An 18,898-nucleotide genomic window follows, 5' to 3' on the forward strand; every position below is an offset into this window, starting at 1 on the left:
CGCTCACGCTCACCCGGCGTCTCGCAGCAACGGCGGCGTCGCGGTTGGAGGTAATCCGGCTGCCGTCAGCTGACCGAAGAGCTCCGTCGCGGCCGAGACGGCGTTGTCGACGAAGGTGGCGAAATCGTCGAACCGGATGCGGTCCCTGATCAAGGACCGCTCTGCGGCCACGCCGATGCGGTGCGGATCAGAGGACCCGTGCACGATCGCGGTGACCTCGTGGTTCTGCAGGTTCCACGCGTTGACGATCTCCGCCAACCGGGTGTGGTCGGTGGCGGGGAAGAAGTATGCGGGACTGACCCTGATCGTGAACACGTCGCGGTAGGCGGGAGAGATTTCTAGGTGGACGTGCAGCCGCAGGTGGGCGTTGGCGACGAAGAAGAACTCGGCGTCGTGGTGGCCACGGAAGTATCGCCGGCCGCGGGCGCGCAGGTAGCGCTCGATCAGGTTGGTGCTCAGCGGCTCGCCTATCGACTCAGTCATGAACTCATGATGCGGCCGGCGCCTTGGTGAATCCTTTGAGCTGGGAACCCGGTTGCGAAGAACAAGATGAGAATTCCCTGAGCGACGCGGGGCAGCCCGGCCACTGTGAATGGCACGACGCGACACGCGGCGGAGGCGTCGTGAGATTCACAGTCGGTGGGTTGCGTCGGCCAATTCAACCGGGGGGCCGGTCCACAGTTCCTCGTCAGCGGCTACCAAGGCGTGTACTTCGGTGGACTGCAACGCCTTCAGGACCGACTGAGCGATTCGTTCGTACCATTGCGCGACCGCGCTGGGATAGTCGGCGTAGCTGCCGTTTTCCCGCAGGATGGTTCCTTCCACCGTCGGGATCGGGGTAGCTCCGTCGAATTCTTGCCGGTAGGGCTTGCCGAGGCGGGCGGCGGTGGGTGCGTCGATGGTGGCGTCCAGCTTGACCCATCGCCGACCAAGATATGCCTCACCCAGCGAGTGCCACGGGAAGGGCCGGCCAGTTCGGCCTCCCCATAGGGCACGTACCTGCGGGGACAGAAACTCCTTATCGGGGGCGTCGATCGTCTGGAACGCGATACGGGCCGGGACACCGGCGGCTCGGCACAGGGCGACGAAGGAACTTGCCTTGCCCATGCAGAAGGCGACCCCGTGGCCGATCACGTCGCTGGCGCGGTGATGTCCCTGCGCGAGGTAGCGAAAGGACGCGAGGACGTCGTATGGCACGTCGCGCACGTAGTAGTAGATCCGCCTGACCCGCTCGGTATCCGACACCGCGTCCCGGATGAGGGTTGCTGCCGTCGTACGAACGAGCGGATGGCCCGCGTCGAGGTACTCCGTGGGCGTCAGAAAGTGGTCCATGCCGGTTCCATTGTTGGCTAGCGTCATGGAATCGTGACCTCAGTTTTGACCCGCGGAATGATGTCACTGCCGATGATGTGCAGATAATCGGACTTCACGACGTGTGGAATCGTGAAGAGAAAATGGCCGACACCGCGGTCCTGGTATTCACGAATGCGCTCGACACACCTGTCGGGTGTCCCGACGATGAGCCCCGGCTCGGGGATGGACGCGAATTCTTCGCGGATCCGGACTTCTTCCTCGCCGGACTGGGTGGGTGCCAGCAGCAGCGTGACCGACAGTCGCAGCGTGTCGGGGTCACGCCCGGCCGCCTCCGACGCCTGGGTGAGAAATCCGCGGCGTTGGGTGACTTGCTGCGGCGACCACCAGCGCACGTTCAGGCCCTGGGCATGCTTAGCGGCGATGCGCTGGACCCGGTCGCCTTCCCCGCCGATCCACAACGGAGGATGTGGCCGTTGCACCGGCGGCGGATCGCAGGTGGCGCCGTCCAAGGTGTAAAACCGGCCGGCGTAGGTGGGGTTTGGCTCGGTCCACACGGCCTTGATGACCTGCAGCGACTCGGCAAGCGCGGAGACTCGGTCGCCAACCGGCGGGAACGGGATGCCGTAGGCTTGCGACTCGCGCCGAAACCAGCCGGCGCCCAATCCCAGATCGAGACGTCCCTGGGAAATGACGTCCAGCGTCGCAGCCATCTTGGCCAGCACGGAAGGATGACGGTAGGAATTGCACAGCACGCTGGTGCCCAACCGCAGCTTCGTGGTGTCGCGGGACAATGCCGCAAGTGCGGTCCAGCACTCGAGCAGGGGCAGCGACCTCGAAGGGGCGCACTGGCCCGCCCCGCCGGTTTCGGTGCCGGTCGCGGAGCCGGTGTCGGCGGCGATGCCGGCGACCTTCGCATACTCGCCGGGGCTTATCTTCAGGAAGTGGTCGCATAACCACACTGAATCGAATCCGTATTCTTCCGCCGTCTGCGAGACGACAACCATTTCGCGGTAACTGCCGACCGCCAGGCCATTAACCGTCGCAGCCAACATGAGTCCGAAGTGCGGGTCGTCTTTGGCGTTCATGCGAAATCTCGTTTCTCGATAATTCCGGCACCTGATCCGGGCAACGTTCGGGGTAACGTGACGGAGAACTGGTACCGCTCGGGGCGATGGTGGAACACGACCACTTCAAGGGGCTTGCCGTCATTGGTGTAGCTGGTGCGGTCGACGACCAGTACCGGCGAACCCACCGCCAGACCCAACGCGTCGGCTACGTCGGGGGAGGCCCCGGCGGCATGGATTTCGTGGGTAGCCTGTGCAATGCGTACACCCAGTCGCCGCTCCCACATCGCATATGTGGTTTCGGTGTCCGCGCTGCCCGATAGCAACGGCTCGACGGCTGGGCCCACGCCGGGCGGAAGATAGGCCGTGACCAGGGCCAAGGGTTGATCGCCAGTGCGGATGCGCCGGCGAATACAGAGGACCTCAACCAAACCCAGCGTCTCGGAAATCCGTTGCGGCGCCGGTCCGGTCTGGTGTGACAGCACGTCGACCTGCGGGGTAACACCACAGCTCAACAACACCTCTGTGATGGTGCGCACGCCGCAACTGAGCTCCTGTTCCACCGGATCGGCGACGAAGGTACCCAAGCCTTGCCGGCGCACTAGCCATCCCTGACGTTGCAGCATGCCGACCGCCGCGCGCACGGTCACGCGGCTCAAACCGGAACGGTCGATCAATTCTCGTTCGCTGGGCAAGCGCCCGCCGCGCGGCAGCCGCTGCTGGATGATCTGGGCCTTTAGCGCCTCGGCAAGCTGGGTACTCGCCGGCACGCTGCCACGCGATATCCGCAGATCGGCAGCGTCCAGGTCCAGCTTGACAGATGTCATAAGACGTATTAAAACGTCTTATACTCACCACGTCAAGCGTGCGTGCGCGGTAGCAGCGGAAGAAGGTCAGCCATGACGTCACCCGTCGCGGTCATCGCCCGGTTCATGCCACGGCCTGACGCTAGGTCGGCCCTGCGCGCTCTCTTGGACGCAATGATTACCCCGACACGGGCCGAGGACGGATGCCGTAGCTACGACCTCTACGAGAGCGCCGACGGCGGCGAGCTGGTGCTTTTCGAACGGTACCGCAGCCGCATCGCGCTCGACGAGCACCGCGGTTCGCCGCACTATCTGAACTACCGGGCACAGGTCGGTGAATTGCTGACCCGGCCCGTCGCGGTGACTGTGCTCGCGCCGCTCGACGAGGCTTCTGCTTAGAGCGGGTAGCACCCAGGCAGCTTGATCCACGCCCGGCACCGGCCGAGCGCTCGGGAACCGCCGCAGACCACCGCAGTCCCCCCGTGGGTTCAGCGGCGCGGCGGCGGGTTGGCTATACCAGCAGGTAAAACGAATCTCGGTAGGATTCAAGAAGTCTCAGCCACAGTTCGCTGATGGTCGGGAAGCACGGAACGGCGTGCCACAACCGATCGATTGGCACCTGGCCGGCGACGGCGACGGTGGCCGAATGCAACAGCTCGGCGGCGCCCGGGCCAACCATGGTCACGCCCAGCAGATGGCCCCGATCGACGTCGACCACCATGCGCGCCCTGCCGGTGTATCCGTCGGCAAAGAGCTTGGCTCCCATAACGACATCGCCGATTTCGACATCGATCGCTTTGATCCGGTGACCAGCCTGTGCGGCCTGATCAGCTGTCAGGCCGACCGCTGCGGCTTCGGGGTCGGTAAAGAATGCCTGCGGCACCGCGTGATGGTCGGCGGTGGTCGCGTGCATGCCCCACGACGTGGTGTCTAGCGGTCGTCCGGCGGCACGGGCGCCGATCGCGGTGCCGGCGATCCGCGCCTGGTATTTGCCTTGGTGGGTCAGCAACGCGCGATGGTTGACGTCGCCGGCGGCATAGAGCCAGCCGTCGTCAACAGCCCGCACTCGGCAGGTGTCATCGACGTCCAGCCAGCTGCCCGGCGTCAGTCCTATTGTCTCCAAGCCGATGTCGTCGGTTCGCGGTGCTCGGCCGGTGGCGAAGAGTACCTCGTCGACCCGCAGCTCGGTACCGTCGTCCAGCTCGAGGACCACTGGGCCAGTTGGGTTGGGGCGGCCCAGCGCGCGTACCGATACTCCCACGCGCACGTCAACGCCGGCGTCGGCCAGTCCGCGACCGATGAGTTCCCCCACAAACGGTTCCATTCGGGGCAGCAGGCCAGATCCCCGAGCCAGCAGGGTCACCGAGGCGCCCAGTCCCTGCCAGGCGGTCGCCATCTCCACACCGACGCCGCCGGCGCCGACGATCGCAAGCCGGTCGGGGACCGTACTGTTGTCGGTGGCTTGGCGATTGGTCCATGGCCGGGCTTCGGTGATGCCAGGAAGGTCGGGGAGTGCTGGCCGGCTTCCGGTGCAGATGACAACGGCATGCCGGGCGGTCAGCGCCACGCTTTCGCCGCTCGACTTGGTGACGACGACGCGGCGCGGACCGTCCAATCGCCCGTCACCGCGTATCAGCGTCGCGCCGATTCCACTCACCCAGTCGGCCTGGCCGGTGTCGTCCCAGTGGGCCACATAGCGGTTGCGGCGGCCAAAGACGCCGGCTGTGTTGATCGAGCCGTCGACTGCTTCGCGCGCGCCGTCGACCCGTCGGGCGTCAGAGATCGCGATGACCGGACGCAGCAAGGCTTTGCTGGGCACACAGGCCCAATAGGAGCATTCACCCCCGACGAGTTCGCGCTCCACCACCGCGACACGCAGGCCCCCCGCGCGGGCACGATCGGCGACGTTCTGTCCAACGGGTCCCGCGCCGAGCACGACGACGTCATACGTTTCACCCTCACGGCAGCCGGGTGTTGCCATTGGCGCCTGGTCCTGTTGGGCCGCGGTCATAATCAAAGATCCTTTCGTCGGACTCTGCCAGCGACGCTACGCGCGCCTAGCGCCGGTGAGCCGTGCCGGCCTATCGCCCACCAGACGCAAAAGCTCTCGACACGCCGTGCGAAAAGGGACCTTTATGTCTCAGTGTCGGTGTTGTGTGTGCCGCGAGGTGGGTGTGTCGGTGTGACAGACGCCGTGTCGCGGTGGTTTGTTCCGGATCACCTGGTGTCTGGCTCACTTTGCGTCTGCCGTCCTCTTGGGGTTGGCGTTGAGCAGTATTGCCGGCACTAGGTGAGAAGGACCGGCCGGCGTGACTTGATAGGAGCGTGGCTTTCGCCCCGACTGAGATGTGTCCGCCGACCGGCCCAACCTCAACACTCCCTCAAGTGAAGGAGGCAACCACCATGGTTGTTGTTGGAACCGATGCGCACAAGTACAGCCACACCTTTGTGGCCACCGACGAAGTGGGTCGCCAACTCGGTGAGAAGACCGTCAAGGCCACCACGGCCGGGCACGCCACAGCCATCATGTGGGCCCGTGAACAGTTCGGCCTCGAGCTGATCTGGGGCATCGAGGACTGCCGCAACATGTCGGCGCGTCTGGAGCGTGACCTACTGGCGGCCGGCCAGCAGGTGGTGCGGGTACCCACCAAGCTGATGGCCCAGACCCGCAAGTCGGCGCGCAGTCGGGGCAAGTCGGATCCGATCGATGCGCTGGCGGTGGCGCGGGCGGTGCTGCGTGAAACCGACCTACCCCTGGCCACCCACGACGAGACGTCGCGGGAGTTGAAGTTGTTGACTGACCGTCGAGATGTCCTTGTGGCCCAACGCACGTCGGCGATCAACCGGTTGCGCTGGCTCGTCCATGAACTCGATCCCGAGCGGGCACCGGCAGCACGCTCGCTCGATGCCGCCAAGCACCAGCAGGCCCTGCGGACCTGGCTGGACACCCAGCCAGGATTGGTCGCCGAACTCGCGCGCGCCGAGCTGACCGACATCATCCGGCTCACCGGCGAGATCAACACCCTGGCCCAGCGCATCAGCGCCCGAGTCCACCAGGTCGCCCCCGCACTGCTGGAAATCCCTGGCTGCGCGGAGCTGACTGCAGCCAAAATCGTCGGCGAAGCCGCCGGAGCGACCCGGTTCAAAAGCGAAGCCGCCTTCGCCTGCCATGCCGCAGTGGCTCCCATCCCGGTGTGGTCGGGCAACACCGCCGGCCAGATGCGGCTCAGCCGCTCGGGCAACCGCCAGCTCAACGCCGCCCTACACCGCATCGCACTGACCCAAATCCGGATGACCGACAGCCGGGGCCAGGCCTACTACCAAAGGCTGCAAGACGCCGGGAAAACCAAACGCGCAGCACTACGCTGCCTCAAACGCCGCCTAGCCCGCACCGTCTTCCAGGCCCTGCGCACCGTCCATCAGCCCAGCTCCGAACACACCCAACCCGCGGCCGCTTGCCATAGGAGCTATTGCTCGCGCTCGTGCCTTAGTGGCTGAGCGCGACCGACGCCTCGGCGGTGTAGCAAAGGAACGTCAGCGTCTCCTGCAGGTAGAGGCGCACGGTGTCCGTGTCGTGGCTGGCGTACCCGATTGCAACGTCGGTGCCCAGCTGTAGGTCGAAGTCGCCGCCTCGAGTGGTCAGCACGAACGCGCCGTCGATGGCCGGGGCCCAAATGATGTCCCCGTCCACCAGCCGGTTCAGATGCTCACGGATGGGATAGCCGTGATCGGAAGTCTCGCTAACCTTGGTGTAGACGTCAGCAGAGAGCAACACCGAATACGGTCCGTCCACACCGGCCAACCGCAGTTCGGACAATGCCTGGGAGATGACATCAGGGATTTCACGGGGATCCTCGGGCAACGTCAGCGCCGGGTTCGAACTCGCGCTGCGGATCCCTTCGATTGATGCGGCGCTGTAGCCTTCGAATATTGTGCGGTCCTCGACGAAGGCCAGCTTCTTGGCCGCCTCCTTTACCGGTTCCCAATCGGAGTCCTTAGAGCCACGTTCCACGTCGTCGATCTCGTTGCGCGACAGGGTAAACGGAACCCGTAGCCGGACAAGGGGTTTGCTGGCCCGCAGGTGGGCGATCACGCCGTTGGTTGGTGCCTTAACATCGATCAGCCGGCCGGTGCTGACCGCCGCGGTGACGGGCCCCCCGGGATCACTGACATCGACCACCCGGCGCCCGGCGATGTGTCGCTTGAACGTCCGCGCCGCCTCCAATTCGATTTCCGCCCAAGCGGCTTCGGTGACCGGTGCCAAATCGCGGTAGAGATTGTTCATCGGGGGCTTCCTTTCAAGCTGCCGATCGATAGCGACCCGGCTGCCAGAGTTGGCGTCGCCGCCTGCGGTAGGGGCGGTGGATGGTCGAGAAAGTCGATGGTGGGTGAGAAGAACAGTCCGCCGGTCACCGCGGTGGAAAAGTCAAGCACTCGATCGGTGTTGCCTGCCGGATCGCCGAGAAACATGTTGCGCAGCATCTGCTCGGTCACCGTTGGCGTGCGCGAATATCCGATGAAGTAAGTGCCGTACTCGCCCTTGCCGACTTCGCCGAACGGCATGTTGTGTCGCACGATCTTGCGCTCGGTGCCGTCGTCGTCGGTGATGACGTTGAGCGCTACGTGTGAATTGGCTGGCTTCGCGTTGTCGTCGAGTTCGATGTCGTCGAGCTTGGTCCGGCCGATCACACGCTCCTGCTCGGTGACCGAGAGGGATTCCCACGAGGCCATATCGTGCACATACTTCTGCACGTGCACATAACACGAGCCGGCGAAATTTCGATCCTCGTCACCGATCGTGGTGGCCTTGATGGCGATTGGGCCACTTGGGTTTTCGGTGCCATCGACAAAGCCCAGCAGATCACGGTTGTCGAAAAACCGGAAGCCGTGCACTTCGTCGACAACGGTCACCGCATCGCCCATCGACTTGAGAATGCGGCCAGCCAACTCGAAGCACACGTCCATGGTCTCGGCCCGGATGTGGAACAACAGATCGCCGGGAGTTGCCGGGGCGGTATGCCGTGGTCCGGTCAGCTCGACGAACGGATGCAGCTCGGTGGGTCGAGGTCCGGCGAACAAGCGGTCCCAGGCGTCGGACCCGATCGAGACGACCACGGACAAGTGTTTGGTCGGGTCACGGAAGCCGATCGCACGCACCAGGCCGGAGATCTTCGACAGTGCGTCGTGCACCGTCGCCTCGCCGTCGGCGCCGATGGTGGCGACCAGGAAGATCGCGGCCGGAGTCAACGGCGCCAGAATCGGCTGCGGAGAGACAGCAGGCACAGCCACGACCCTAACGTCCCTGCAATACCGGTGATGCTAGACATGGCTACATGGCGGCCACGGCACACGGCCTGTGCGAATTCATCGACGCGTCCCCGTCGCCGTTTCACGTCTGCGCGACGGTGGCGGGACGGCTGCTCGGCGCCGGATACCGCGAGCTGCGCGAAGCGGATCGCTGGCCGGACAAACCGGGCCGGTACTTCACCGTCCGGGCTGGCTCGCTGGTGGCGTGGAACGCCGAGCAGAGCGGGCACACGCAGGTCCCATTCCGGATCGTCGGCGCGCACACCGACAGCCCCAATCTGCGGGTCAAGCAGCATCCGGACAGGCTCGTCGCCGGCTGGCACGTGGTGGCGCTGCAACCGTATGGGGGAGTTTGGCTGCACTCCTGGCTGGATCGCGATCTGGGCATCAGCGGGCGGCTATCGGTGCGTGACGGTACCGGGGTCAGCCACCGGCTGGTCCGGATCGACGACCCGATCCTGCGGGTGCCGCAGCTGGCGATTCACCTGGCCGAGGACCGCAAGTCGCTCACGCTCGATCCGCAACGACACATCAACGCTGTATGGGGCGTGGGAGAGCGGGTGGAGTCCTTTGTGGGGTACGTCGCTCAGCGCGCCGGGGTGGCGGCGGCCGACGTGCTGGCCGCGGACCTGATGACCCATGACTTGACCCCGTCGGCGCTGATCGGCGCTTCGGTCAACGGCACTGCCAGCCTGCTCAGCGCGCCGCGGCTGGACAACCAGGCCAGTTGCTATGCCGGGATGGAGGCACTGCTGGCCGTGGACGTGGACTCGGCGTCGAGCGGATTCGTGCCCGTGCTGGCGATTTTCGACCACGAGGAGGTGGGATCGGCCTCGGGCCACGGCGCACAGTCCGATCTGCTATCCAGCGTGCTCGAACGCATCGTGCTCGCGGCGGGCGGCACCCGGGAGGACTTCCTGCGCCGACTGACCACCTCGATGCTCGCCTCGGCCGACATGGCGCATGCGACGCACCCCAACTACCCGGACCGTCACGAGCCGAGCCACCCGATCGAAGTCAACGCGGGTCCGGTGCTCAAGGTGCACCCAAATCTGCGCTACGCCACCGACGGACGCACCGCGGCGGCGTTCGCACTGGCCTGCCAGCGCGCGGGAGTGCCTATGCAGCGTTACGAACATCGCGCCGATCTGCCGTGCGGGTCGACGATCGGGCCGTTGGCCGCGGCGCGCACCGGAATCCCCACGGTCGACGTCGGCGCCGCCCAGCTGGCGATGCACTCCGCGCGAGAGTTGATGGGCGCTCACGACGTAGCCGCCTATTCGGCGGCACTGCAAGCGTTTCTTTCCGCCGAGCTATCCGAGGCATAGGGTCGGGCGGTATGGCACTCAAGGTAGAGATGGTCACTTTCGACTGCAGCGACCCTGCGAAGCTTGCCGGCTGGTGGGCCGAGCAGTTCGATGGCACGACGCGTGAACTGCTGCCCGGCGAATTCGTCGTGGTCGCCCGGACCGATGGACCGCGGTTGGGATTCCAGAAGGTGCCCGATCCCGCCCCTGGGAAAAACCGCGTGCACCTCGACTTCACGACCAAGGACCTGGATGCCGAGGTGTTGCGCCTGGTCGCCGCCGGAGCCAGCGAGGTCGGGCGGCATCAGGTCGGCGAGAGCTTTCGCTGGGTGGTGCTGGCTGACCCCGAAGGCAACGCTTTTTGCGTGGCGGGTCAATAACGAGGCGGTTCCAAGGGGCCGAAAAGCGGCCGGCAGCGGTCGAACCCGTCCACCCGAACCTCAACAGTGCGATGGCGCTGCCAATCGTCGCGGGTCAGCCGGAGTAACAGCGCCTCTGCCATAGCCCCTTCGCGTGCCACGTGATCTAGGCCGTTGTCGCGGTATCCGTTACGGCGGGATACCGCGATCGAGGCCGGGTTATCCACGAACGACCTCGACGTCGCGACCTGCGCCTCCAGCTCGGCAAACGCGAAATACAGTACAGCCGCCCGCATCTCGGTGCCGTAGCCGTGACCTTGGTAACGCAACCCGAGCCATGATCCAGAATCCACCTGACGGGTGATTGGGAAATCCTTGGAGCTCAGGGCCTGTACGCCTACGGCCCTACCGTCGACGAGGACGGCCAGCGGCAGCGACCAGTCATCCCGCTTGAACCCGGCCAGTTGCTGCCATAGGTGCGACAGCGTGTTGAACGGCAGGTCCTCGCGCGATGCTCGCGTCCACGGAACCGAAAACGGCATTCGGTCGGGGTCGTGGACTCCCTCCAGGATGGTGTCGATCAGCTGGTCGCACAACTCCTCGGTGGGCAGTTGCAACTGGAGCCGCGGCGTGGTGATGCGCAGGTCGAACAACGGCCAGTGACGAGACATGGTTCCATTTTGCGCACCACCATCCTGAGCGCCCGCCCCGATGTCAGCCCGACGGCTGATGCCACCGGGGTTCTTGCCGCGGGCATACCTATCCGTCGGCTTGTCCGTGTCAACGCGGCCGCAGCGCGATGGGGCCTAGCTAGACTGCCTCCGTGATGTCTCCGCTCGCCCGGACCCCGCGCAAAACGTCGGTGCTGGACACCGTCGAACACGCCGCGACCACACCCGACCAACCACAACCGTATGGTGAGCTGGGCCTCAAAGACGACGAGTACCGGCGGATTCGCCAGATCCTGGGCCGCCGGCCCACCGACACCGAGCTGGCCATGTACTCGGTGATGTGGAGCGAACACTGTTCGTACAAGTCCTCCAAGGTGCACCTGCGCTACTTCGGTGAGACCACCTCCGACGAGATGCGCGCGGCCATGCTGGCCGGCATCGGCGAGAACGCCGGCGTCGTCGACATCGGCGACGGCTGGGCGGTCACCTTCAAGGTGGAGTCACACAACCACCCGTCCTACGTCGAGCCCTACCAGGGCGCGGCCACCGGGGTGGGCGGCATCGTCCGCGACATCATGGCCATGGGCGCCCGACCGGTCGCCGTGATGGACCAGCTTCGGTTCGGCGCCGCCGACGCCCCCGATACCCGCCGCGTGCTCGACGGCGTGGTCCGCGGCATCGGCGGATACGGCAACTCCCTGGGCCTGCCCAACATTGGCGGAGAGACCGTCTTCGACCCGTGCTACGCCGGCAACCCCTTAGTGAACGCGTTGTGTGTCGGCGTATTACGGCAGGAGGACCTGCATTTGGCGTTCGCCTCCGGCGCCGGCAACAAGATCATCCTGTTTGGCGCGCGCACCGGGCTCGACGGTATCGGCGGGGTGTCGGTGCTGGCGTCGGACACCTTCGATGCCGAGGGATCCCGCAAGAAGCTGCCCTCGGTGCAGGTCGGCGACCCGTTCATGGAGAAGGTGCTCATCGAATGCTGTCTCGAGCTCTACGCGGGCGGCCTGGTGATCGGCATCCAAGACCTGGGCGGAGCCGGATTATCTTGTGCCACATCGGAGTTAGCATCCGCCGGTGATGGCGGAATGACGATCCAGCTGGACAGCGTCCCGCTGCGGGCCAAGGAGATGACGCCCGCCGAGGTGCTCTGCAGCGAATCGCAGGAGCGGATGTGCGCGGTGGTCTCCCCGAAGAACGTCGACGCATTCCTGGCGGTGTGCCGCAAGTGGGAGGTGCTGGCGACGGTGATCGGCGAGGTCACCGACGGCGACCGGCTGCAGATCACCTGGCACGGCGAGACGGTGGTCGACGTGCCGCCGCGCACCGTAGCTCACGAAGGTCCGGTATATCAGCGCCCGGTCGCCCGCCCCGATACGCAGGACGCGCTGAACGCCGACCGCTCGGCCAAGCTGTCACGGCCGGTCACCGGCGACGAGCTGCGCGCGACTTTGCTTGCGTTACTTGGCAGCCCGCACCTGTGCAGCCGCGCGTTCATCACCGAGCAGTACGACCGCTATGTGCGCGGCAACACGGTGCTCGCCGAGCACGCCGACGGCGGCATGCTGCGCATCGACGAGTCGACCGGCCGGGGCATCGCGGTATCGACCGACGCGTCGGGACGCTACACGCTGCTGGATCCCTACGCTGGCGCGCAACTCGCGTTGGCCGAGGCGTACCGCAACGTCGCCGTCACCGGCGCCACCCCGGTCGCGGTGACCAACTGCCTGAACTTCGGTTCCCCCGAGGACCCCGGCGTGATGTGGCAGTTCACGCAGGCGGTCCGCGGTCTGGCCGATGGCTGTGCGGACCTCGGGATTCCGGTGACCGGTGGCAACGTGAGTTTCTACAACCAAACCGGTTCGGCGGCAATCCTGCCCACGCCGGTGGTCGGGGTGCTCGGCGTCATCGACGATGTGCGTCGGCGCATCCCTACCGGCCTGGGCGCCGAGCCCGGGGAAACGTTGATGCTGTTGGGCGACACCCGCGACGAGTTCGACGGTTCCGTGTGGGCGCAGGTGACCGCAGACCACCTGGGTGGATTGCCGCCGGTAGTCGATCTGGCGCGGGAGAAGCTGCTGGCCGCGGTGCTGAGCTCGGCGTCGCGGGACGGGCTAGTGTCCGCGGCGCACGATCTGTCCGAGGGTGGGCTGGCCCAAGCCATCGTGGAATCGGCGTTAGCGGGTGAAACCGGTTGCCGCATATTGCTTCCCGAAGGGGCTGACCCGTTTGTGCTGCTGTTCTCCGAGTCGGCGGGTCGGGTGCTGGTCGCGGTGCCACGCACCGAGGAGAGCCGGTTTCGCGGGATGTGTGAGGCGCGGGGACTTCCCGCGGTCCGCATCGGCGTCGTCGATCAAGGTTCGGACGCGGTTGAGGTGCAGGGCTTGTTCGCGGTGTCGTTGGCCGAACTGCGTGCGACATCCGAGGCGGTGTTGCCGCGATACTTCGGATGAGTCGGCTTCGCGCCCTGTCTTTGGCCGCCGGCCTGGTCGGCTGGAGTCTGGTCAGCCCGCGGCTGCCGGCGCCGTGGCGGATTCCGTTGCAGGCGGGGCTGGGGAGCGTGTTGGTGCTGGTTACTCGTGCGACGATGGGCCTTTGGCCGCCGCGGCTGTGGGCCGGGCTGCGGCTGGGCTGGGCCGCGGGGGCGGCGGCGGCGACCGCGATCGCGGCAACGACGCCGGTGCCGATGGTGCGGTTGTCGATGTCGGCTCGTGAGTTGCCGGCGTCGGTGCCGGTCTGGCTGGTATGGCACATACCTGGCGGCACGGTGTGGGCCGAGGAGGCCGCGTTTCGCGGGGCGCTGGCCACTATCGGTGCCCGGGCCTTCGGTCGGTCGGGTGGACGGATACTGCAGGCCGGCGCCTTTGGTTTGTCTCACATCGCCGACGCGCGCGCGACGGGCGAGCCGCTGGTGCTCACGGTGTTGGCCACCGGTATCGCCGGCTGGATGTTCGGTTGGCTGGCCGACCGGTCCGGCAGTCTGGCAGCACCGCTGCTGACGCACTTGGCCATCAACGAGGCCGGTGCGGTCGCCGCGGTGCTGGTCCAGCGGCGTTCTGGTATCTCGACTCGACTGTGATCGCGGGGTCGGGCCCCTGGTGATCGTGGAACGGCTCACAACAGCGCGGACCTGGTCGGCGGCGCCGCTATACTGATTGGTCACTGTCTAACCAATCAATGGAGAGGGTTGGCACCTCAGGTGCATAGACTTAGGGCCGCGGAGCATCCGCGGCCGGATTACGTTCTCTTACATATCAGCGACACTCATCTCATCGGGGGGGATCGTCGGCTCTACGGGGCGGTGGACGCCGACGACCGGCTGGGCGAACTGCTCGAACAGTTGAACCAATCCGGCCTTCGTCCCGATGCGATCGTCTTCACCGGCGATTTGGCCGATAAGGGCGAACCGGCGGCATACCGCAAGCTCCGAGGCCTGGTCGAGCCGTTCGCGGCGCAGTTGGGCGCCGAGCTCGTCTGGGTGATGGGTAACCACGACGACCGGGCCGAACTACGCAAATTCTTGCTGGACGAAGCGCCATCGATGGCGCCGCTAGACCGGGTGTGCATGATCGACGGTCTGCGCATCATCGTGTTGGATACCTCGGTACCCGGACATCATCACGGCGAAATCCGCGCGTCCCAATTGGGTTGGCTTGCTGAAGAGTTGGCCACGCCAGCGCCGGACGGCACCATTTTGGCGTTGCATCATCCGCCGATTCCGAGTGTTTTGGATATGGCCGTCACGGTGGAGCTGCGCAACCAGGCTGCGCTTGGGCGAGTGCTGCGGGGCACTGACGTTCGCGCCATTTTGGCCGGGCACCTGCACTACTCGACGAATGCCACCTTCGTCGGGATCCCAGTGTCGGTTGCCTCGGCGACTTGCTACACCCAGGACCTGACCGTCGCTGCTGGAGGAACGCGTGGCAGAGACGGCGCCCAAGGTTGCAACCTGGTGCACGTCTATCCGGACACCGTCGTGCATTCGGTGATTCCGCTGGGCGGCGGAGAAACGGTCGGCACCTTTGTCTCACCCGGGCAGGCGCGACGCAAAATCGCCGAGAGCGGCATTTTCATCGAACCGTCGCGTCGCGATTCGCTATTCAAGCACCCTCCGATGGTGCTGACGTCCTCGGCACCGCGAAGTCCCGTCGACTGACGTCCGCGGCGATCTTCTCCCAGGGAGCCGGTATCGGGAAATAGCGCTCCAGGAAACTGACGACTCGTTCTGCGCGCTGCGCTGCGGGGACTTCAGGAAAGCTACCGTCGTTGAGGCAGAAGAAATCGTATCCGCGGTGCTTCCGCAACTTAGGAAGTAGCCGAAGACCCGCATAGCTGGTGGTGTCGACATAGAGGACTTTAGCCTTTTCCTGCGGGACGGCGCGTCCGGTCATCAGCGCGTAATAGTGGTAGAACGAGTTGGTCACCGAGATGTCGGTGTCGGAGCGGAACGGGCTGGCCGCGGTGCGGGCGAATTCCTCCGGGAATTCCCGCTCCATCTCGATCAGCACACTCTTGCGCAACGGTACCGCGGTGTGCTCGAGATGACGGGTAATCACCTGCCCGAACCGGTCGAAGAGCAGCTGCCGGTTCACCCGGGCCGCGTTTTCAAAGCCACTACGCGCTGGGTTGTTGGCGCCGAGCCCGATCCGGGTCTTGGCTTCGATGAACCTGGTGACTCCACCGGGAGAGAAGAACATACTGGCCTTGAGCGGCCGGCCGAAGAACATGTCGTCGTTGGAGTACAAGAAGTGCTCGCTGAGCCCCGGGATGTGGTGCAGCTGGCTCTCCACCGCATGCGAGTTATAGGTCGGCAACGCGGAACGGTCGGAAAAGTGGTCCTCGGCGCGAACGATGGTGATTTTAGGATGTTCGGCCAACCATGGCGGCGGGGTTGAATCCGTCGCGATGAAGATGCGACGTATCCACGGAGCAAACATGTTCACCGACCGCAGCGCGTATTTCAACTCGTCGATTTGGCGGATCCGCGCTTCGGCGTCGTCGCCCTCGCCCACCACGTACTGCGACATTTGAGCCATGCGGCGCGCCCGGAACTCGGGGTCACTACCGTCCACCCAGGAGAACACCATGTCTATGTCGAACACGACGTCGCTGGCGTGCGGGGCAAACATCCCGTCAAGGGTCGGCCATTTGTACCCGTAGAGTTTGACATTTGTCGGCGTTATTTCGTTTCGGGGCAGCACTTTGCGGCTAAGCGAGTTTTCGACAGGGCAGCGGATCACCGTCTCCTCGTATACCCAGAATTGCAGTTCCACACCGAACGCCGGGCCGTAGCGAAATCCGCCCGGCGCGATCCGGCGTCGATACAACCGCACGACACGCGGGTCAACCAGCTGCGACAGCCCGTCGGTGGCGACCAAAACAGGAGAAAGGCCAGGCTCATCAATAGTTTTGGCGTACATCGGTTCGGTTGCACATGCGGCCGCAAGAGCGCGCTCGAGGCCGGCACGTAGTTCGATGTTGATGGCAAGCACCGGCCGGTTCTTGTGGTTTCGGATCAGTAGATAGGGAATATCAGCCCTGTTTAACACCTTTCGCAGAAAGACCAGATCTTCGATCTGGGCCTCCTGGGGGGTCAGGCCGGATTCCAGGCGGGCGATCTTGCCGCGCCGGGTAACGATGATGGGATTCACGGTGCGCTGAGCGGGCCGACCGCCGTCGCGCGAAGAGATTTTGGGCATCGGGTCACCGCCTTGGGAACTCAGGGAGAAATGATTAGGTCACCGAAAGAATCTCACAGATCGCGGGTCGGCGCAGGTTGACCGCGCTGGCGCGGGGTCCATACAGAATTGTGCGGTCAAGGCGATAACTCTTGCAAGACACCAGATCTAGCGATCTAAGAACATCGGCCGGAAACCTGGTTGTTGCGGCCGCGCCATGTCAAGTTCAGTTCGGAACTGGGCTCGCATACAACCCGATCCCAGTCTCAGCAGCGGCGCTTGGCCGCCATCTGGATGGATCCACCGATTCTTGAGACCCTAAGGTATGAGCGCTCGTGATCGAGTCGATCCGGCGAAGACTCGGCAGGTCGTGTTGGCCCTCGCGGACTGGTTGCGCGACGAAACGTTGCCAGCACCCGACACCGACGTGTTGGCGGCGGCGGTTCGGCTTACGGCGCGCACGCTCGCTGCGCTGGCCCCTGGCGCCAGCGTCGAAGTCCGGATCCCACCGTTTGCTGCGGTGCAGTGCATTTCTGGGCCCCGGCACACTCGCGGCACACCCCCCAACGTCGTGCAGACCGACCCACGGACCTGGCTCCTGGTGGCTACCGGGCTGTCGGGGGTGGCGCAGGCCCGGGGCAGTGGCGCGCTGCAGCTCTCCGGCTCGCGGGCCGGTGAGATCGAGGCCTGGTTGCCACTGGTGGATCTCGGCTGATTCCGGCGTGCTGAGCTGCGGCTATGGTGTGTGAGGGTGGCGCCGGGGTGCCCGACACGTAAGCCGAATTCGGCGGTGCAGACGTCGTGGCCGTAGACTCGGATTACGTCACCGACCGCGCCGCAGGGAGCCGCCAAACCGTGACCGGCCAGCAACCCGAGCAAGACCTGAACTCGCCCCGGGAAGAGTGCGGTGTCTTCGGGGTCTGGGCCCCGGGTGAAGACGTCGCCAAACTCACCTACTACGGCCTGTACGCGTTGCAGCATCGCGGCCAGGAAGCCGCCGGGATCGCCGTCGCCGACGGCTCCCAGGTGCTGGTCTTCAAAGACCTCGGCCTGGTCAGCCAGGTGTTCGACGAGCAGACGTTGGCGGCCATGCAGGGCCATGTCGCCATCGGGCACTGTCGTTACTCCACCACCGGGGACACGACGTGGGAGAACGCCCAGCCCGTGTTCCGCAACACCGCCGCTGGCACCGGTGTTGCGTTGGGCCACAACGGAAATCTGGTCAATGCCGCTGCCCTTGCCGCCCGCGCCCGCGACGCGGGGTTGATCGCCACCCGCTGCCCAGCCCCGGCGACGACGGACTCCGACATTCTGGGGGCGCTGCTGGCCCACGGTGCTGCCGATTCCACCCTCGAACAGGCGGCGCTGGACCTGCTGCCCACAGTGCGGGGAGCGTTCTGTCTGACGTTCATGGACGAAAACACGCTTTATGCGTGCCGCGACCCGTACGGGGTGCGCCCGCTATCGCTCGGGCGTTTGGACCGTGGCTGGGTGGTGGCCTCCGAAACGGCCGCACTCGACATCGTCGGCGCCTCGTTCGTCCGTGATATCGAACCGGGCGAATTGCTGGCTATCGACGCCGACGGGGTGCGGTCCACCCGCTTTGCCAACCCCACGCCCAAGGGCTGCGTATTCGAATACGTCTACCTGGCGCGGCCGGACAGTACGATCGCCGGCCGGTCGGTACACGCCGCGCGGGTGGAGATCGGTCGCCGACTGGCTCGGGAATGCCCGGTCGAGGCCGACTTGGTGATTGGTGTGCCGGAATCCGGCACACCCGCCGCGGTCGGCTACGCGCAGGAGTCCGGCGTTCCATATGGGCAGGGTCTGATGAAGAACGCCTATGTCGGGCGCACCTTCATCCAGCCGTCACAGACCATCCGTCAGCTCGGCATCCGGCTGAAGCTCAACCCGCTCAAAGAGGTGATCCGCGGCAAGCGGCTCATCGTCGTCGACGACTCGATCGTGCGGGGCAACACCCAGCGTGCGCTGGTACGCATGCTGCGCGAGGCCGGTGCGGTCGAATTGCATGTGCGCATCGCCTCGCCACCGGTGAAGTGGCCGTGCTTCTACGGTATCGACTTCCCCTCGCCGGCCGAGTTGATCGCCAACGCCGTGGAAAACGAGGACGAGATGCTGGAGGCGGTACGGCATGCCATCGGGGCCGACACGCTGGGATACATCTCGCTGCGGGGCATGGTCGCGGCGTCCGAGCAGCCCACGTCGCGGCTGTGCACCGCCTGCTTCGACGGCAAGTATCCAATAGAGCTGCCCCGCGAGACCGCGCTAGGCAAAAATGTCATCGAGCACATGCTCGCCAATGCGGCCCGCGGAGCCGCGCTGGGCGAACTCGCCGCCGACGACGAAGTCCCCGTTGGGCGCTGACAAA

General features: G+C 65.5%; 17 protein-coding genes and 1 pseudogene. 9 read left to right on the forward strand and 9 right to left on the reverse strand.

Features of this window, described 5'->3' with window-relative positions; all coding sequences use genetic code 11:
• Nucleotides 1-9: 9 nt before the first annotated feature.
• The 4 genes from FF952_RS04205 to FF952_RS04220 form a co-directional block, all read right to left on the reverse strand.
• Nucleotides 10-483, reverse strand: a complete 474-nt coding sequence (locus FF952_RS04205) for a hypothetical protein (RefSeq protein ID WP_014584683.1) — start codon at nt 481-483, stop codon at nt 10-12.
• 147 nt (nt 484-630) lie between these two features.
• Nucleotides 631-1,359: a transglutaminase-like domain-containing protein gene (locus FF952_RS04210; RefSeq protein WP_003404002.1), complete on the reverse strand. Its 729-nt coding sequence runs from the start codon at nt 1,357-1,359 to the stop codon at nt 631-633.
• Nucleotides 1,356-2,399, reverse strand: a complete 1,044-nt coding sequence (locus FF952_RS04215) for a TIGR03619 family F420-dependent LLM class oxidoreductase (protein ID WP_003903180.1) — start codon at nt 2,397-2,399, stop codon at nt 1,356-1,358. Before FF952_RS04215 ends, FF952_RS04210 begins: the two co-directional genes overlap by 4 nt.
• Entirely contained in the window at nt 2,396-3,205 is an 810-nt protein-coding gene (locus tag FF952_RS04220; RefSeq protein WP_003404007.1) for an Rv0792c family HTH-type transcriptional regulator, read from the reverse strand. Before FF952_RS04220 ends, FF952_RS04215 begins: the two co-directional genes overlap by 4 nt.
• Nucleotides 3,206-3,277: 72 nt before the next feature.
• Between FF952_RS04220 and FF952_RS04225 the strand changes: the two genes are divergently transcribed.
• Nucleotides 3,278-3,583: a putative quinol monooxygenase gene (locus FF952_RS04225; RefSeq protein WP_003404010.1), complete on the forward strand. Its 306-nt coding sequence runs from the start codon at nt 3,278-3,280 to the stop codon at nt 3,581-3,583.
• 112 nt (nt 3,584-3,695) lie between these two features.
• Here the strand turns inward: FF952_RS04225 and FF952_RS04230 are convergent, their stop codons facing one another.
• Nucleotides 3,696-5,195 (reverse strand): dihydrolipoyl dehydrogenase family protein, encoded by a 1,500-nt coding sequence (locus tag FF952_RS04230; protein ID WP_003404013.1) that lies wholly within the window; start codon nt 5,193-5,195, stop codon nt 3,696-3,698.
• Nucleotides 5,196-5,587: 392 nt separating this feature from the next.
• Between FF952_RS04230 and FF952_RS04235 the strand changes: the two are divergent.
• Nucleotides 5,588-6,661, forward strand: a pseudogene (locus FF952_RS04235) (IS110-like element IS1547 family transposase); the annotation flags it as partial.
• 10 nt (nt 6,662-6,671) lie between these two features.
• On the opposite strand, the gene FF952_RS04240 reads toward FF952_RS04235, so the two are convergent.
• Together FF952_RS04240 and FF952_RS04245 are read right to left on the reverse strand one after the other, a co-directional pair.
• On the reverse strand, nt 6,672-7,469 hold the full coding sequence (locus FF952_RS04240) for a family 1 encapsulin nanocompartment shell protein (RefSeq protein ID WP_003404092.1): 798 nt from the start codon (nt 7,467-7,469) through the stop codon (nt 6,672-6,674).
• A complete protein-coding gene (locus tag FF952_RS04245; RefSeq protein ID WP_003404098.1) occupies nt 7,466-8,473 on the reverse strand; it encodes a Dyp-type peroxidase in 1,008 nt (335 codons plus the stop codon). The genes FF952_RS04240 and FF952_RS04245 overlap by 4 nt, the downstream gene beginning before the upstream one ends.
• A gap of 44 nt (nt 8,474-8,517) precedes the next feature.
• Here FF952_RS04245 and FF952_RS04250 point away from each other — a divergent pair, with 44 nt between their 5' ends.
• Nucleotides 8,518-9,819: a M18 family aminopeptidase gene (locus tag FF952_RS04250; protein WP_003404103.1), complete on the forward strand. Its 1,302-nt coding sequence runs from the start codon at nt 8,518-8,520 to the stop codon at nt 9,817-9,819.
• A gap of 11 nt (nt 9,820-9,830) precedes the next feature.
• Nucleotides 9,831-10,178 (forward strand): VOC family protein, encoded by a 348-nt coding sequence (locus FF952_RS04255; protein WP_003898592.1) that lies wholly within the window; start codon nt 9,831-9,833, stop codon nt 10,176-10,178.
• Here the strand turns inward: FF952_RS04255 and FF952_RS04260 are convergent.
• Nucleotides 10,172-10,828 carry an acetyl-/succinyl-CoA transferase gene (locus FF952_RS04260; RefSeq protein WP_003903182.1) on the reverse strand — a complete coding sequence of 219 codons (657 nt, stop codon included), beginning with the start codon at nt 10,826-10,828 and terminating at the stop codon, nt 10,172-10,174. The genes FF952_RS04255 and FF952_RS04260 overlap by 7 nt on opposite strands.
• A 191-nt stretch (nt 10,829-11,019) precedes the next feature.
• Here FF952_RS04260 and purL point away from each other — a divergent pair, with 191 nt between their 5' ends.
• The 3 genes from purL to cpdA all read left to right on the forward strand — a co-directional run bounded on the left by purL (nt 11,020) and on the right by cpdA (nt 14,987).
• Nucleotides 11,020-13,284, forward strand: coding sequence for a phosphoribosylformylglycinamidine synthase subunit PurL (gene purL, locus FF952_RS04265; protein WP_003904479.1), 2,265 nt, complete (start codon nt 11,020-11,022; stop codon nt 13,282-13,284).
• Entirely contained in the window at nt 13,281-13,910 is a 630-nt protein-coding gene (locus FF952_RS04270; RefSeq protein WP_003404117.1) for an Rv0804 family intramembrane glutamic endopeptidase, read from the forward strand. Before purL ends, FF952_RS04270 begins: the two co-directional genes overlap by 4 nt.
• A 120-nt stretch (nt 13,911-14,030) precedes the next feature.
• On the forward strand, nt 14,031-14,987 hold the full coding sequence (gene cpdA, locus FF952_RS04275) for a 3',5'-cyclic adenosine monophosphate phosphodiesterase CpdA (protein WP_003904480.1): 957 nt from the start codon (nt 14,031-14,033) through the stop codon (nt 14,985-14,987).
• On the opposite strand, the gene FF952_RS04280 is transcribed toward cpdA, so the two are convergent.
• The gene (locus FF952_RS04280; RefSeq protein WP_003898594.1) at nt 14,932-16,530 is read right to left on the reverse strand and encodes a stealth family protein; all 1,599 of its coding nucleotides are present in this window, start codon (nt 16,528-16,530) and stop codon (nt 14,932-14,934) included. The two genes, cpdA and FF952_RS04280, sit on opposite strands and share 56 nt — an antisense overlap.
• A gap of 304 nt (nt 16,531-16,834) precedes the next feature.
• On the opposite strand from FF952_RS04280, the gene FF952_RS04285 reads away from it, so the two are divergent.
• Nucleotides 16,835-17,224, forward strand: coding sequence for a sterol carrier family protein (locus FF952_RS04285; RefSeq protein WP_003404127.1), 390 nt, complete (start codon nt 16,835-16,837; stop codon nt 17,222-17,224).
• Nucleotides 17,225-17,364: 140 nt separating this feature from the next.
• Nucleotides 17,365-18,894, forward strand: a complete 1,530-nt coding sequence (gene purF, locus FF952_RS04290) for an amidophosphoribosyltransferase (protein WP_003911290.1) — start codon at nt 17,365-17,367, stop codon at nt 18,892-18,894.
• The last annotated feature ends 4 nt before the right edge of the window (nt 18,895-18,898 follow it).

It is taken from the genome of Mycobacterium tuberculosis complex sp. N0072, assembly GCF_030323725.1.
Taxonomy (GTDB): Bacteria; Actinomycetota; Actinomycetes; order Mycobacteriales; family Mycobacteriaceae; genus Mycobacterium; species Mycobacterium tuberculosis.

Excerpts from the sequence above, each read along its gene's own strand:
- FF952_RS04205 (WP_014584683.1), bottom strand. The coding sequence starts at position 483 with ATGACTGAGTCGATAGGCGAGCCGCTGAGCACCAACCTGATCGAGCGC.
- FF952_RS04210 (WP_003404002.1), bottom strand. The coding sequence starts at position 1,359 with ATGACGCTAGCCAACAATGGAACCGGCATGGACCACTTTCTGACGCCC.
- FF952_RS04215 (WP_003903180.1), bottom strand. The coding sequence starts at position 2,399 with ATGAACGCCAAAGACGACCCGCACTTCGGACTCATGTTGGCTGCGACG.
- FF952_RS04220 (WP_003404007.1), bottom strand. The coding sequence starts at position 3,205 with ATGACATCTGTCAAGCTGGACCTGGACGCTGCCGATCTGCGGATATCG.
- FF952_RS04225 (WP_003404010.1), top strand. The coding sequence starts at position 3,278 with ATGACGTCACCCGTCGCGGTCATCGCCCGGTTCATGCCACGGCCTGAC.
- FF952_RS04230 (WP_003404013.1), bottom strand. The coding sequence starts at position 5,195 with ATGACCGCGGCCCAACAGGACCAGGCGCCAATGGCAACACCCGGCTGC.
- FF952_RS04240 (WP_003404092.1), bottom strand. The coding sequence starts at position 7,469 with ATGAACAATCTCTACCGCGATTTGGCACCGGTCACCGAAGCCGCTTGG.
- FF952_RS04250 (WP_003404103.1), top strand. The coding sequence starts at position 8,518 with ATGGCGGCCACGGCACACGGCCTGTGCGAATTCATCGACGCGTCCCCG.
- FF952_RS04255 (WP_003898592.1), top strand. The coding sequence starts at position 9,831 with ATGGCACTCAAGGTAGAGATGGTCACTTTCGACTGCAGCGACCCTGCG.
- FF952_RS04260 (WP_003903182.1), bottom strand. The coding sequence starts at position 10,828 with ATGTCTCGTCACTGGCCGTTGTTCGACCTGCGCATCACCACGCCGCGG.
- FF952_RS04270 (WP_003404117.1), top strand. The coding sequence starts at position 13,281 with ATGAGTCGGCTTCGCGCCCTGTCTTTGGCCGCCGGCCTGGTCGGCTGG.
- FF952_RS04280 (WP_003898594.1), bottom strand. The coding sequence starts at position 16,530 with ATGCCCAAAATCTCTTCGCGCGACGGCGGTCGGCCCGCTCAGCGCACC.
- FF952_RS04285 (WP_003404127.1), top strand. The coding sequence starts at position 16,835 with ATGAGCGCTCGTGATCGAGTCGATCCGGCGAAGACTCGGCAGGTCGTG.